10 protein-coding genes are annotated in these 15,995 nt (G+C 48.9%); 5 read left to right on the plus strand and 5 right to left on the minus strand.

What is annotated here, in order from left to right:
- Positions 1-51: 51 nt before the first annotated feature.
- Positions 52-1,278, minus strand: coding sequence for an LL-diaminopimelate aminotransferase (locus FCL47_RS04195; protein WP_136812228.1), 1,227 nt, complete (start codon positions 1,276-1,278; stop codon positions 52-54).
- 302 nt (positions 1,279-1,580) lie between these two features.
- Here FCL47_RS04195 and pepN point away from each other — a divergent pair, with 302 nt between their 5' ends.
- The gene (gene pepN, locus FCL47_RS04200; RefSeq protein ID WP_240744132.1) at positions 1,581-4,208 is read left to right on the plus strand and encodes an aminopeptidase N; all 2,628 of its coding nucleotides are present in this window, start codon (positions 1,581-1,583) and stop codon (positions 4,206-4,208) included.
- A 333-nt stretch (positions 4,209-4,541) separates the two neighbouring features.
- On the opposite strand, the gene FCL47_RS04210 is transcribed toward pepN, so the two are convergent.
- From FCL47_RS04210 to FCL47_RS04225, 4 genes are all read right to left on the minus strand, one after another.
- Positions 4,542-5,573 carry an NAD(P)/FAD-dependent oxidoreductase gene (locus FCL47_RS04210; protein WP_167496357.1) on the minus strand — a complete coding sequence of 344 codons (1,032 nt, stop codon included), beginning with the start codon at positions 5,571-5,573 and terminating at the stop codon, positions 4,542-4,544.
- Between the two features lie 239 nt (positions 5,574-5,812).
- Complete coding sequence (locus tag FCL47_RS04215) at positions 5,813-6,568, minus strand: succinate dehydrogenase/fumarate reductase iron-sulfur subunit (protein ID WP_136812231.1); 756 nt, start codon at positions 6,566-6,568, stop codon at positions 5,813-5,815.
- Positions 6,569-6,620: 52 nt separating this feature from the next.
- Positions 6,621-8,549 (minus strand): fumarate reductase/succinate dehydrogenase flavoprotein subunit, encoded by a 1,929-nt coding sequence (locus FCL47_RS04220; protein ID WP_136812232.1) that lies wholly within the window; start codon positions 8,547-8,549, stop codon positions 6,621-6,623.
- A gap of 91 nt (positions 8,550-8,640) precedes the next feature.
- The gene (locus tag FCL47_RS04225) at positions 8,641-9,288 is read right to left on the minus strand and encodes a succinate dehydrogenase cytochrome b subunit (RefSeq protein ID WP_136812233.1); all 648 of its coding nucleotides are present in this window, start codon (positions 9,286-9,288) and stop codon (positions 8,641-8,643) included.
- Between the two features lie 189 nt (positions 9,289-9,477).
- Between FCL47_RS04225 and FCL47_RS04230 the strand changes: the two genes are divergently transcribed.
- From FCL47_RS04230 to FCL47_RS04245, 4 genes are all read left to right on the plus strand, one after another.
- On the plus strand, positions 9,478-10,137 hold the full coding sequence (locus FCL47_RS04230; RefSeq protein ID WP_136812234.1) for an HAD family hydrolase: 660 nt from the start codon (positions 9,478-9,480) through the stop codon (positions 10,135-10,137).
- The gene (locus tag FCL47_RS04235; protein ID WP_136812235.1) at positions 10,118-11,731 is read left to right on the plus strand and encodes a DUF445 family protein; all 1,614 of its coding nucleotides are present in this window, start codon (positions 10,118-10,120) and stop codon (positions 11,729-11,731) included. The genes FCL47_RS04230 and FCL47_RS04235 overlap by 20 nt, the downstream gene beginning before the upstream one ends.
- A 54-nt stretch (positions 11,732-11,785) precedes the next feature.
- The gene (locus FCL47_RS04240; protein WP_136812236.1) at positions 11,786-13,957 is read left to right on the plus strand and encodes a sigma-54-dependent Fis family transcriptional regulator; all 2,172 of its coding nucleotides are present in this window, start codon (positions 11,786-11,788) and stop codon (positions 13,955-13,957) included.
- A gap of 261 nt (positions 13,958-14,218) precedes the next feature.
- Entirely contained in the window at positions 14,219-15,877 is a 1,659-nt protein-coding gene (locus tag FCL47_RS04245) for a fatty acid--CoA ligase (protein WP_136812237.1), read from the plus strand.
- Positions 15,878-15,995 lie beyond the last annotated feature (118 nt).

Consider the following 15,995-nt stretch of genomic DNA (forward strand, 5'->3'; position numbering starts at 1 on the left):
CCCCGAGCTCCAAAAAAAATGCGGCCTTGAGCTCGGGGCTGATTGTTTAAATTAGGCAGAGAGTACCTTTGTCAGTCTTTGCATCGCCTCTTGCACCTTTTCATGGCTGTTAAAGGCTGAAATCCGGATATACCCGTTGCCGCATTTGCCAAATCCTGCCCCCGGAGTGCAGACGACACCGGCTTTGTTGAGCAGCATATCAAAAAACTGCCAGGAGTCCATCCTGCCATCTATCCAGATATAAGGGGAATTCTTGCCCCCGACGTAGTCATACCCCAGGGTGTCCATGGTATTGCACACCGCCATGCTGTTTTCCATGTAATAATCGATAAGGGCCTTGGCCTGAGCTTTTCCTTCCTCGCTGTACACTGCTTCCGCGGCGCGTTGAACCGGGTAGGAGACGCCGTTGAATTTAGTGCAGTGCCGCCGGTTCCAGAGACTGTGCAGAAAGTGTCTGTTGCCGGAGCTGTCATAGGCAGCGCATTGTTTGGGGACGACCGTGTAAGCGCAGCGAGTGCCGGTAAAACCTGCACTTTTGGAGAAGCTGCGGAATTCGATGGCAACTTCTTTTGCGCCTTCTATCTCGTAGATAGATTTAGGCAGGGATTCGTCACGAATAAAGGCCTCATAGGCGGCATCAAATAAAATGAGCGCTTTATGTTCCCTGGCGTAATCGACCCAGGTTTTCAGCTCAGCTTTGGAGATGGTCGATCCGGTAGGATTATTGGGAAAACAGAGGTAGATCAAATCAACGTCTTCCGCCGGAAGTGCCGGCACGAAGTTGTTTGCTCTGGTGCTGTCGAGGTAGACCAGCCCCTGATATCTGCCATCGGTAAAGGTTCCGGTACGGCCGGCCATAACATTGGTGTCGAGGTACACTGGATATACCGGATCGGGGATGGCTATTTTGATATCCTGGCTGAAGAGTTCCTGGATATTGCCGGTGTCGCATTTTGCCCCGTCACTGACAAATATTTCATCGGCAGCAATATCGGCCCCACGACTCTGGAAATCGTTTATGGCAATCGCCTGGCGCAGAAAATCATAGCCCTGCTCCGGACCATATCCTTTAAAAGTGGCATCGTTGGCCATTTCATCAACGGCATTATGAAAGGCTTTGATGGCAGCGGCAGGCAATCCCCTGGTAACGTCACCAATGCCGAGCTTGATTATGTCTTTATCTGGATTGTTTTTTTGAAAAGCAGCCACCCGCTTGGCAATGTCGGAAAAAAGATATGAGGCCTGAAGTTTTAGATAATGCTCATTGATTGTAATCATTTATATGTTTCTCAGTTGTTTTATGGATAAAAGGCGTTACGTTATGCAACTCAGCGATGACGTCATCAAATATAATTGAATGACGGGGACTGTCAACCGACAACTCTCTTTGCCGGTGAAATCGGGAAAAAGAGTAAACGATTTCCAGTACTCAATCTGCTTTGTCTGCGGACGTGCAAGGTAACCGGTACAATGCATCAATATCATCAGCGTATCGTCGGGGTCCGTTAATCGCTTTGCTGTCCAGAAATTACGCAGGCACTATTGGTACTCTGGGAACGATTTTTAAAAGGAACACGCATATGAATATGGAAACACCGACTAGTATCTACCGCAATGCCTATACGGTATTTGACTATGTCATCGAAAAGCTGGATCTGCGATTTCAACTGTACGAGGATCGAACCGTGGTCACAGCCAGTGGGAAATACCGGATAAATCCGGAGTCCGTGCAAGAAAATCCCCCGTTGCTGCTGTTTGGCGAGCAACTGGACCTGCAGTCGGTCAGTGTGAATGGAAAAGAACTTGAACAACATGAATATCACCGCGATGATACAACCCTGCAGCTTGATCAGCTTCCCGGCGCATTCACCCTTGAGATTACCACTGTTATTTATCCGGAAAAAAACACTTCGCTGGAAGGGCTCTACCGGTCAAGTGGCAATTACTGCAGTCAGTGTGAGGCCGAAGGATTCAGAAAGATCACCTATTATCCCGATCGCCCCGATGTGCTGACCCGATTCACCACCCGTATTGAAGCCGACAGACTGACTTGTCCGGTCATGTTGTCCAATGGAAATCTTATCGACAAGGGCGATCTGGCGGAAAATCGGCATTTTGCTCTCTTCGAAGATCCCTTCCCGAAACCCAGTTATCTTTTTGCCCTGGTTGCCGGCCAGCTGGTCAGTATCGAAGAGGAGTTCGTCACCGGGAGCGGCCGGATCATTGAACTGAAAATTTTTGTTGAAGAACGAAACAAAGAAAAATGTGGCCATGCCATGCGCTCCTTGAAAAAAGCGATGCGCTGGGACGAAGAGGTTTTCGGGCTCGAATATGATCTTGATACCTTCATGATCGTTGCCGTTGATGATTTTAATATGGGGGCGATGGAGAACAAGGGGTTGAATATTTTTAATTCCAAATATGTGCTGTCCACCCCGGAGAGTGCCACCGATCAGGATTATCTGGGGATCGAAGGCGTGATCGCCCATGAATATTTTCATAACTGGACGGGAAACCGGGTAACCTGCCGGGACTGGTTTCAACTCAGCCTGAAAGAGGGCTTGACCGTTTTCCGGGATCAGGAATTTTCTGCCGATATGAACTCCCGGAGCGTACAGAGAATCGACGATGTGCGCGTGTTGAAAAATTTTCAATTCAAGGAGGATGCGGGGCCAATGGCCCATTCCGTGCGTCCCGATTCCTACCAGGAAATCAACAATTTTTATACCGCGACCGTTTACAACAAAGGAGCGGAAGTCATCCGGATGATGCATACGCTCCTTGGGCCCCAGCTTTTTCGCAAGGGCATGGACCTCTATTTTGCCCGCCATGACGGACAGGCGGTAACCTGTGATGATTTTGCCGCCGCCATGTCCGATGCATCCGGAATCGATCTGGACCAATTTAAAAACTGGTATTCCCAGGCAGGCACGCCGGTTTTACAAGTGAAAGGGGAGTGGCTTGCAGAGGAAAAAGAATATAGACTGCTTATTCGACAAAGTTGCCCGGATACCCCGGGGCAAACGATGAAGAAACCGTTTCATATGCCGGTTACGGTGGGTCTGCTTGGCGCTGATGGCCGGGATCTGCTTGATGGCCCGCAAGGCTCAGTCGTTCTGCAGCTGCAGGAGCGGGAACAGCTCTTCACTTTGCAAAATATCGACGAGAAGCCTGTTGTTTCTTTTCTGCGGGATTTTTCTGCACCGGTCAGGGTGGAAAGCTTTCAGTCCCGTGAGGAACTCTCGCTGCTTATCCGAGCAGATTCCAACCTTTTTAATCGCTGGGACGCAGCAACCCGTCTCGCCAGTGAAGTGATTCTCGAAGTGGCGGAAAAACTGCAGAACAACCAGCCGCCAACAGTGGAAGAACTGTTTCTTGACTCTGTCTCTAGAGCACTCTCGGAAAAAATTGACGATACTGCTCTTCTTGCCCTTGCCCTGCAATTGCCGGCGGAAACAACGCTGGCGCAGGAGATGGCTGTTGTCGATCCGGACGCCCTGCATATGGCCAGACAGCTGGTTAAAAGAGAACTGGCCCAAAGAAATGTCGAGCAGTTCACGGCTCTTTATTATGATAATCAGCAGACCGGCACGTATACCTTAACACCTGAGGCCATGGGTGGAAGAAGTTTGAAAAACGTTTGTCTTTCCTATCTCATGTCGCTTGATCCGCTCCCCGATCACATTCAGAATCTTTGTTATGAACAGTACCGCCAGGCAAGTAATATGACTGATGCTATAGCGGCCCTGGCCAATCTGGTCAACTTGGACAATTCACTGCGGGATAATGGTCTGAACGATTTTTATAGCAAATGGAACCAGGACCCGTTGGTGCTTGATAAATGGTTTACCCTGCAGGCTACCTCCAGGCTCGAAACCACATTGGATAATGTTAAGCAACTTACCAATAATGTGTCGTTTTCTATTTCTAACCCTAATAAAGTCAGAGCCCTTATCGGTGCGTTCTGTTCCGGTAATCATGTTCGGTTTCATGACCGGACTGGTGCCGGCTATCGATTTCTCGCCGACAAAATAGAACAGTTGAATGCAATTAATCCGCAGATTGCCGCCCGACTGATCGCTCCATTAATCAACTGGCGACGCTACGATGAAAAGCGGCAGGGATTGATGCAGCAGGAACTCGATAGGATTTTGGCAATAAAGAATCTTTCCCGTGATGTTTATGAGATAGTCTCCAAAAGCAGATAAGCAGTAAACGGTTACGAGATGCTAAAGCTCTATTCAGAGGGTCGCTTGTGACAGAATAAACAGCGATATTTGGGAGGGTGATTCTCTGAAAGGGGAGCTTCTTTGCCCTGATCGTGACAATCGAGGCAGAATTTTTCTGCCTCTTTTTTATCCTTGATAGCATAAAAACGATTATGAATATCGTTGTGGGGAAGAGGGGTCGTCGTCTCCTTTGGGGCGCGGAGGAGAAAGATCAGGATACTTGCGCATAGAATTATAAAAAATATATTGCTGACAAGCATTTTTGCATTCTTTTTTCGTTTCATTGACTTTCAGATATGTAGAGAGTGCAGTTTAGCGGGCCATTTCTGCAGCACTAAAGTTTAGCCATCTTTTATTAAGACCAAAGGCAATACATTCGGCAAGAAAAGTTGCGATGAACCTGTTTTTGCCAAGAAGGGTAACCAATTTTCGGTGTCGGGTATGATTTTTGATCATACGGTGTAAGTCTTCAGGGATGTGGTCCGCGTCCGCGATACAACGAGCTACCGCCTCGCCGGAGACGATTGCCGGGTATATTCCTTCGCCCGTCAGGCCTGAAGCAAGGCCGGCGGCATCGCCTATGAGAAATATGTTGTTGAAACGATAGCCGCGATAATCAAAATTGATATATTCCGCTTTCCCCCGGTGAGCGGACAGATTATGCCCGACTGTTTCGCCCCATTTGAGCAGATTTGTCTGTAATTCTTTTGCTTTCATCACCCTGGCATCAACATATGCGCCGATGGAAACTGTCTGCTGATGGGGGAAAACCCAGGAATAGCCGCTGGCAAAGAAAAAACTGTTGAGGTGCCACTCCATATCCGGATACGTGCCGGGAAGCTGATAATTAATGCCAATGCCAATATCGCGTATCGGGATACCCAGATGTCGTCGCACCAGAGAAGACGATCCGTCGGCGCCGACCAGGTACGTAAAGTTGAGTTGCTCGGCTTTCCCGTTCGTCGTATCCACAAAAGTGACGGCGTTGTCAGTAATTGTGTTTACCTGGCAACCAAGACGGATATGGGCGCCGGCCTGTCGCGCTTTGTCGCCCATCAGTCTTCCGAGCTTTTCCCGGTTAACCGTGGCGATGATCGGCGTCGGCGCAGTGACGCTGATCTGTTGCGACCGGGTGAAAATATACTGCGTCGCACATTGCCGCTCCATGATATCGACCGGCACTTTCTTTACCAGGCCATTCCAGGTAACTCCTCCAGCGCAGACTTTTCGGCCCAGTATTGGTTTGCGTTCCAACACCAGGGTTTTGAGACCCATGCGGGCTGTGTTTTCGGCACATGCTAATCCTCCCGGACCGGCGCCGACAATAATGACATCGTAGGACATAGACAAAATCTCGTAAAAACCAAAATCTGAGATGACGGAGATGATACGCTTAGACTTTTGCGAAAAGCCGGGCATCGAGAAGTTTCATTTGCGCGGCAAACAGTAACGCAGATGAGGATGGCTCTGGTCTTTTCAGATATTTGTTGCGATGCCAGCAAGAGATATAATAAAAAAACCTGCCGAGTGCAATGAAGGCACCGGCAGGTTGCAGTTAAAAATCCGATTATGAATAGTTACCCTTATCCTTCCAGGAAAATACCCTTGAAATATTCTTTATTCAATCTGGCGATATTTCGAATCGAGATTCCTTTCGGGCAGACGGCTTCACATTCCTTGAAGTTGGTACAGTTGCCAAATCCTTCTTTATCCATTTGGGCAACCATAGCCAGAGCACGTTCTTTTCGTTCAACCTGCCCCTGGGGGAGCAGACAGAGCTGAGATATTTTGGCGCTGGTAAAGAGCATCGCTGCACCATTGGGGCAACTGGCGACACAGGCTCCACAACCGATGCACGCCGCCGCATCCATTGCCAGCTCCGCCTGGGGGGATGGAATGGGGATACTGTTGCCGTCCGGTGTTCCACCAGTGTTAACTGAGACATAGCCGCCGGATTGGATTATACGGTCCAGTGCAGATCGGTCTATGAGCAGATCTTTTTTAATGGGAAACGCTCTCGATCGAAACGGTTCGATAACTATGGTGTCGCCGCTGGCAAAATGACGCATATGCAGTTGACAGAGCGTGACCTCCTTTTCAGGTCCGTGGGCCACGCCGTCAACAATCGCGCCGCACATTCCGCAGATACCTTCACGGCAGTCATGGTCGAAGGCGACAGGATCTTTTCCTTCTTTGGTAAGTTTTTCATTCAGCACGTCGAGCATCTCGAGAAAGGACATATCCGTGCTTATGGAGTCGAGAGTATACGTCTCTAAATTGCCCAAAGCGTCACTATTGGGTTGTCGCCAGATCTTTAGCGTCAGGTTAATGCTGCTCATGATGTCTATACCTTAAGAGTTCAGTTTAAAGTCTCCGGTGCTTCCCGGAGCCTTACTTATAACTTCTCTGACTGGGAGTTACAAATTCGAAAGTGAGTGGTTCTTTGTGCATTGCCGGCTCTTTGTCGTCGCCGAGATGCTCCCAGACGGAAACGTGTGAGTAATTAGCATCATCCCGTTTTGCTTCATTTTCTTCGGTCTGGCTTTCTTCTCTCAGATGGCAGCCGCAGGATTCTTCCCTGGCCAGTGCATCCCTGATCATAATTTCGGCAAATTCCAGAAAATCAGCGACTCGGCCTGCCCTCTCCAATGACTGATTAATTTCTCTAGTGGTTCCAGGAATATATACGTAATCCCAGAATTTTTGTTTGATCGCCGGTAATTCGGTCAAAGCCTTCTCCAAATCCTGTTTGTTTCTGGCCATACCACAATTATCCCACATCAGTTTGCCCAGTTCTTTGTGAATTTCATCGACGGTAAACTTGCCGGCAGGGCCACCGACGCTGTTTTTGAGCAGTCTGGATATTCGGTCTTCAACCTCTCGCTTTGATTCGATAAAAGGATTCTCATGCTCACTGACCTTTTCGAGCTTATTGGTGCCGAGGTAGTGGGCAATAGAGGTGGCGATGACAAAATAGCCGTCGGCCAGTCCCTGCATGAGTGCACTGGCCCCCAGTCGGTTGGCGCCATGATCGGAGAAGTTGCACTCGCCAATGGCGAACAGGCCAGGAATAGTCGTCATCAGATCATAATCCACCCAGAGTCCACCCATGGTGTAATGCACCGCAGGGTAGATCATCATCGGTTCGACCATCGGGTTGCTGTCGGTAATTTTTTCGTACATCTGGAAAAGATTGCCGTATTTTTTCAAGATGGTTTCTCTGCCGTCGCGTTTGATGGCTTCGGCGAAGTCCAGGTAGACCGCGAGTCCGGTGCCGCCGACCCCTTTGCCGAGATCGCATTGTTCTTTGGCGTTCCTTGAAGCAACATCACGCGGGACAAGATTGCCGAAGCTGGGATATTTATTCTCCAGATAATAATCCCGTTCCGATTCCGGAATATCAGCAGGTTTACGGGTGTCGCCAATTTTTTTAGGAACCCAGACCCGACCGTCATTACGCAGACTTTCACTCATCAGGGTCAGTTTTGACTGGTAATCGCCGTGCACCGGAATGCAGGTGGGGTGGATCTGCACAAAGGAAGGATTGGCAAATCCTGCACCACGTTTATGTGCTCGCCAGGCTGCGGTAACGTTGGAGGCCATGGCATTGGTTGAAAGAAAATAGACATTGCCGTAGCCGCCGGTGGCCAATATAACCACATCGGCGGTAAAACTTTCGATCTCTCCGGTCATGATGTTGCGGGTAGTGATGCCGCGAGCCCGGCCGTCGACCAGAACAACGTCCATCATTTCCCGACGGGTAAACATCTCCACTCGTTTCGCATGGATCTGTCTCGACAGAGCACCATAGGCACCCAGAAGCAACTGCTGACCGGTCTGGCCCCGGGCGTAAAAAGTCCTTGAAACCTGTGCTCCGCCAAAAGACCTGTTGGCCAATGTTCCGCCATATTCCCGGGCGAAAGGCACACCCTGGGCGACGCATTGATCTATTATTTCCGTACTGACCTCAGCCAGCCTGTGGACGTTTGCTTCTCTGGCCCGAAAGTCTCCGCCTTTAATGGTATCATAAAATAAACGATGTACCGAGTCGCCGTCGTTCTGATAATTTTTGGCGGCGTTGATACCGCCCTGAGCAGCGATAGAGTGAGCCCGTCTGGGGCTGTCCTGAATGCAGAACGTTTTTACCTGGTATCCTTGTTCGGCAAGTGTCGCGGAGGCGGACGCGCCGGCAAGTCCGGTCCCGACCACTATAGCGCTGTATTTTCTTCTGTTGGCAGGATTGACAAGCTTATTGGAAAAACGGTGATTATTCCATTTTTCTTCAAGAGGGCCGGAAGGTACACGAGAATTGAGTTCCATATTTTCAAAACCTTGGCTAGTTTCTTTTGGTGAATTTCCTGTACAATATCGAGCGACAAGTAATTTTTCCACTCAGGAGAGTACCGCGCTGTTAAAACGAGGCACCGAGTCCAGACATGAAATAGAAAGCAATACCGCCGAAAATCAACAGGAAAAACAGTGGAAGAATAAGAGAAAGACGGGCAATAAGTGCGTTGTAGCGTGGATGGTTTACGCCAAATGTCTGCAGCATGCTCCAGAATCCATGACTGAGATGGATAGTCAAGGCAACAAAGGCGAGTATATAAAAGAGAGCATAAAAGAAATTACTTAACAGGTCTTTGACGGTAACCGAGATCAGCGAATCATGCGGGGCGAAGGTGAATCCAAAGATATGGACCACAAGAAATGCCAGGATGAATAAGCCAGTGTAAGGCATTGTTGACGAGGCGAATGAGTTTTTAACCACCCGTGTTGTCACTGCATATCTGGAATTGCTCACCTGTCGATTTTCATAGAACAGATAAAGACCAACCAGGATATGGGCCAGAAAAACCAGGAGCAATGAGAAGCTGAAAACAATAACAATGAGAGGATGGCTGTGAAGTTCATCGGCATAGCTCTGAAAAACTTCACTGCTCATAAAGATTGTAGCGTTGCCGGCCACATGGGTGCAGAGGAATAAAAAAAGCAGCAACCCGGTGGTTGCCATTAGAAATTTCTTGCCAATCGAGGAAGTTAGAAATCTGACAAACCACATAAGCACACCTTCGGTGAAAATTTATGAGTGGATGTAATTTTTTGATAGCCCTGATAATATAGAAAAAAATGAAAAAGAAAAGGAAAAAGTTGTATTTTTCCAACGGTGCAGGAAGGATTTTACTATCGACGATACGGTCTTGCCTGACCGACCCCACTAACCCCTTATAATTCTTAATTACTTCAAAATATGTCATTTTTATCAATAATATTTGACCTTGACGGCACTCTTCTTGATACCATTGTCGACCTTGCGGAAACCTGCAACGAAGTGCTTGCCCTGCAACATTTCCCTACCCATCCAACACCTGCGTATAAAACCTTTGTCGGCGACGGTCTGCAGAGTCTGATCCGAAGAATAACTCCGGTCGGTACGGATGACATTATCCTGCGTCAGTGCAGCACCTTGTTTGCCGAGCGGTATGCCCGTAACTGGAAGAGAAATAGTTGCCCATATGATGGCATTAGTGATATGTTATCGGCGCTCAACAAGCACGGCGTTCAGCTTGCCATCTTATCGAACAAACCGCATGAATTCACAAAGCTTTTTGTCGACGAATTTTTTCCGCACGGACTGTTTTCCATTGTTTATGGGCAGCGTGAAGGGGTTCCTAAGAAACCGGATCCGACTGTGGCGCTGGAAATTGCCGAAAGATTTGGCAGTCTGCCGCAGGAAACGATTTTTGTCGGTGATTCCGGGGTCGATATGAGGACCGGAAAAGCAGCCGGCATGATTGCGGCCGGGGTTTCCTGGGGGTTTCGGAGTGTGCAGGAGCTGACTGACAGTAACGCTGATATAATAATCCATAATCCATCGGAGTTAGAACAATATGTCTTATTTCCCACCTGAACTGGCACCTTATGTAAAGTATCTTGGTCCTCCGCTGGTTGGTGCCTTTATCGGTTATCTCACCAACAGAGTCGCCATAAGGATGCTGTTTCGTCCTTTAAAAGCCTGGAAAGTCGGCGGATTGCGGGTGCCGATGACGCCGGGGGTGATTCCTGCCAAGAGAGACGAGCTGGCGGTGAATATGGGGGAAGTGGTCGGTGATCACCTGCTGACCAGCAAAGAAATAGGAAAAGGGCTGCAGCAGGGGGTCTTTCAGAATCATCTTTACAATCTGATCCAGGAAAGGGTGGAAGGGGTCCTGCAAAAAGATCTGGAGACCATCGCTTCCACTATTCCGCATAAATTCAAGTTCTATTTTGACATAGGCACGAAAACGATACGGTATCAGCTCAAGGAACACATCCACACGGTTGTTGCTTCGGAGGAATTTGCCGAGACGGTTGAGAAGGCCGTGGACAACCGCCTGGATCTCTTTCTTGATCAGAATATCGGTACGATTATTGCCGGGGCCAATCGGGAAAAGAGTTATCAGTTTGTCGAAGAGAGTATCTCCAGAATGTTTGCCGGCGAGGCGATGGAGCAGTGGGTGGAAGATTTTGTGTATCAGAAGGTTTACGCCACCCTGCAGCAGGAAAAGGCACTCGTTGATATTTTGCCGCAATCCCTGCAGCAACTGTTTATGACAATGCTGGAAAATCAGATACCTGCCTTCTTGAGTAAAATGGCTCAGATGGTCAGTGAACCAGACGTTCGGGAAAAGATAATAACCGGCGCCCGCGGCGGAGTGGACAATTTTATCAATTCCCTGGGCTCGATGGCTGACATGGTACGGGGCTTCCTGCCTATGGAGACGGTGGAAGAAAAAATACGTGAATATCTTATCGAAAAAAACGATGCGATCGTTACCTGGCTTCAGTCCGAAGAGGTTCAACTTCGGGTTGTGACCATACTACGAGAGAGAAGCCGGCGTTTTTCCGAAAAACCCATTGTCAGCTTTATCAAGGCGGAAAATGAGAATGGTGTCGAAGAGTTTTGCAACCATTGTACGAAACAGATCCTGCTGTTGATCAGGGGTGAGGAAGTCAGCTCAACGCTTATCTCGATGTTCAAAACCAACATTGAAAATCATATTAATTCCGGGGAGGTGAGTTTGCGCCAGGCGCTTCTCATGTTACTCGGCGAGCAATCCATGACCACCGGCAAGCATTGGGTGAAACGGGAAATTCGGCAGCTGCTCCAGGCCCAGAAAACCCTGAATACCATTGATTCTCTGGTTGATTCCCTTATTGAAGCGCTGCTGCAGAAAAAAATTGGCAAACTCGCTAAATTTGTTCCAGCAGGAGTGCGGGAAGGCTGGTCAAGATCTCTGCAGAAAATGGCCTCGACAATGTTGGAAAACGAGGTGCCCGGCCTGGTGCACTCTTTGAATATTCGACAAATTGTCACGGAAAAGGTGAATTCTCTGGATATTTTAAAACTGGAAGGATTGTTGTTGTCGATTATGGAAGAACAGTTCAAATATATTAACCTGTTTGGGGCGCTGCTTGGCTTTTTGATAGGGTGCCTGAATGTTGTTATATTGTATGGGATGTAATGCACTCACCCCTGCACCATAGGGGGCATATTCATAAATGTGCTGGAGGAGTTGATGGACCAGTTCCTGGATAACGATATCGCCCCCGGTAGGGATGAGCTGCTGCAATACCGGGATCTTTTCAGGTTTGCACCCATCGGCATCGTACGCACCACCATCGATGGAGAGATACTCCTTGGTAACCAGGCCTTTGCCGCAATGCTTGGCTATGGGAGTTTTTCCGAGTTGGTGGAGCTCGCCGGAACGAAGATCTCCGGCCTCTATGAGGACCCCGAAGGCAGAAGACGTCTGCTCGACCATAGTCGGCAAAATGGCACGCCTTTTCATTTTGATACCCGGTGGCGAAAAAAGGATGGGCAGGACTGTCACTGTCGCCTTCATGTGCGTGGCTGCTTCGACAGCAACGGCGTGCTTCGATGTTTTGAGGGTTTTATCGAAGATATCAGCCGGCAAAAAAAAATCGAGGAAGCTCTGCAGGAAAGTGCCGAGAACTACCGGAGTGTCTTTGAAAATACCGGTACTGCCACAATAATTATCGAAAACGACACGACCGTGTCGCTTGCCAACGAAAGATTTACCGCCCTCACCGGATACAGCAAAGAGGATATTGAAGGGAAATTGCGCTGGCCGGTCCTGATTGCAAACAGCGCCGATCGAACACGGATGCTGCATTACCATGCGGCTCGACGAATATGTCCTGACGATATCCCTATCGAATATGAATTCACGCTTCGCGACAAAAACGGCAATTTGAAGGATGTATTTCTTCGGGTCGACATGATTTCCGGCTCACAATCCAGTGTTGCCTCCCTGCTGGATATAACCTCCCTGAAAAATGTTCGGCGCAGTTTTCGGGAGAGTGAATCGCGCTTGCATGGAATTCTGGAAGCGTTTGATGGCTATATCTATATCTGCTCAGAGGATTACCAACTGGTTTTTATGAACCGTAAATTGAAGGAATCCCTTGTCCCGGCAGTGACAACAGAGCCATGTTACAAGCGCCTCTATAATCTTGATCAGCCGTGCGAGTGGTGTGATGGAAAGAAGGTTTTTGGCGGGGCAACGGTGAAGTTTGAATTCAACAATCCCAATGATGGTCGCTGGTATTATGCCGTCAGTTCACCGGTCTACGAAGAGGAAAACCGCATTTCCCAGAAACAGACGGTTATTATCGACATCCATGAGCGACGGGTGAAGGAAGATGCCCTGAGAGAACGGGAGCTGTATCTGGCCAGGGAAAATCTGCGGCTGCGGGAAAATATCCGTGATCGGTATAAATTCGGCGCTATTGTCGGTAAGAGCAAGGCCATGCAAAAGGTGTACGAGCTTATTCTTCGCGCTGCAGGTACCAGTGCCAATGTTATCATTTATGGAGAATCGGGAACGGGAAAAGAGCTTGTGGCCAGGGCTATCCATGACCTGGGGGATCGCGCAGAATTTCCTTTTGTGGCGGTGAATTGTGGCGCCATTCCTGCCGGGTTGATGGAAAGTGAATATTTTGGATATCGAAAAGGCGCCTTCACGGGGGCCGACAAGGACAAGCCGGGATTGTTCGAAAGAGCCAATGGTGGAACCCTCTTTCTTGATGAGCTCGGTGAAATTGACGAAGCAATGCAGGTTAAGCTGCTCCGCGTTCTCGAGGGCTATGGGTATACTCCGTTGGGTGGCTCTCAATCCGGCAAAACCGATGTGCGTATTATTACAGCAACAAATCGGAACATTCGTAACCTGCTCGATAAGGGCAGGATGAGAGAAGATTTTTTTTATCGAATTCATGTCATTCCGATTTCCCTGCCGCCGCTGCGCGAGCGTCAGGAGGATATTCCGCTGTTGGTGGAACATTTTCTGAAAAAATACACCACCGAGTCGGGATCGTTTCAACCTCTTCAAGGCCGTGATCTCGACAGACTTGTGCGCCATCATTGGCCGGGCAATGTCAGAGAACTTGAAAACACTATCCAGCGATATATTAATCTGAAAGTTCTTGAATTTGCCGGTGAAGAAACCGGACTCCGGGCAAGCAGCCTCCTGCCAGGCGGATTCACCGATGCTGCCGCCTTGCCCCTGCGCGAGTCGACAAAAAAATTCGAACGGGCACTCATTCTGGAGCATCTCCATGCCTGCCGCTGGAATCGAACTCAAGTTGCGCGCCGACTTGGCATACAACGCAAAACTCTTTATTTGAAGATGCAGCAGTATCAGCTGGAGGATAGACAAAGTGAGTAATTTTATACTCACTTTGAGGCATATCGGGAAAAGCTGTATGCAGATTGTGATTGTTGAAACATATCGGTATGATATAAAATAAAAATGAGGGGGTGAGTTATTTTGACGCACCTGGAGAAGAAGGTGCTGTAACGGCATACAATAAAAAATCCGTATAATTCAGCGGTATAACAAGTTAAACGAGTTGTGGCATAAGGTTTGCTATCCGTTTTGTGGTCAGTGTTTTGTTTGCCCATAAATCTTCAACCCAAAGGAGTATCCATGAAGACGAAACTCATCGATCCGACCCCCGAGGCCTATTCCTATCCACTGCTTATTAAAAATCTCCTTGTTACCCCGCTGAGCAATCATCCAGATCAGAAAATCATCTACCGGGATCAGCGGGAGTTCACCTACAGCCAGTTTGGCAAGAGGGTGGCGCAACTAGCCCATGCCCTTGCCGCCCTTGGTGTTAAAGCGGGTGACACGGTGGCGGTAATGGACTGGGATTCACACCGTTACCTTGAGTGCTATTTTGCCGTGCCGATGATCGGTGCAGTTCTGCATACGGTCAATGTCCGGCTGTCGAGCGAACAACTGCTCTATACCATCAACCACGCCGAAGACGATATCCTGCTGGTCAACAGTGAGTTCGTGCCGATGCTTGAGGCCATTAAGGATAAACTGCTGTCGGTGAAGAAAATTGTACTCCTGTCCGATTCTGGAGAAAAACCAGCAACTAGCCTGGTTCTTGATGACGAGTACGAGGCTATGTTGCAGAATCAACCGGAGGCATACGATTTTCAAAATTTTGATGAAAACACTATCGCCACAACATTTTATACCACCGGCACAACCGGTCTGCCCAAAGGTGTGTTCTTCAGTCATCGCCAGCTGGTTCTGCACACTTATGGCGTACTTTCTGCTGTCTCCAGTTTTGAATCCCGGTCGCGGTTGAGCTCTGAGGATGTCTATATGCCAATTACGCCAATGTTTCATGTCCACGCCTGGGGAATGCCGTATCTCATGACTCTTCTTGGTGCAAAACAGATCTATCCGGGGAAATATGATCCCGCCTCTCTGTTGGATTTTGTTTCTGAATATAAAGTGACTTTCTCCCATTGCGTCCCAACGATTCTTCATATGCTGCTTTCCCATCCGGCCGCAGCCGGCTGCGATCTTGCAGGCTGGAAGGTCATTATCGGTGGTTCCGCACTGTCAAAAGGTTTATGCAAACAGGCCTTGGGCCATGGCATCAATGTTTTTACCGGGTACGGGATGTCGGAAACCTGTCCGATTCTCACCCTCGCGAACTTCAAACCGCATATGCTGCAGTGGTCGGAGGACGAACAGATAACAGTCCGTTGCCGGACAGGACTGCCTATCAGCAATGTTGAACTTAAACTGATCGATCCGGATGGACAGCCGGTCCTCCATGATGGCAAATCGACTGGCGAAGTGGTGGTTCGATCCCCGTGGCTGACCCAGGGCTATTTCAAAGATGAAGAGAAGAGCCGGGAGCTTTGGGAAGGGGGGTGGCTGCACACAGGAGATATTGGCTACATCGACCAGGACGGCTATCTGCAGATCACCGATCGGTTAAAGGACGTGATCAAGACTGGCGGGGAGTGGATCTCCTCGCTGGAGCTCGAAGATATCATCAGCCAGCACCCTGGGGTCAGCGAGGTAGCGGTGATCGGCGTAAAAGACCGGAAATGGGGAGAGAGGCCGATGGCCCTGGTTGTACCGAAAGAAGTGACGGAAAAACCGCTGACGGAAGATGATATCAGAGCTGCAGTCCAGGTTGCCATCGATAAAGGTATCCTGCCTAAATATGCCATGCCGGAAACGATCAACCTGGTGGAACAGATAGCCAAAACCAGTGTCGGTAAATTGAACAAGAAGCAGATGCGACACGATTTCGGGGGCAAAATAATGTAACGCAAGCCCGGTAAATGGCAAATAAGCGGGAGTGCTGTTACTTTGCAAGGCCCCTCGAGAGTATTTTTTATGCTTCTTGAGGGGCAATAGTTTTCGTGGCACGAGAAGGCCAGAAATA

This window comes from Desulfopila sp. IMCC35006 (assembly GCF_005116645.1).
GTDB lineage: Bacteria > Desulfobacterota > Desulfobulbia > Desulfobulbales > Desulfocapsaceae > Desulforhopalus_A.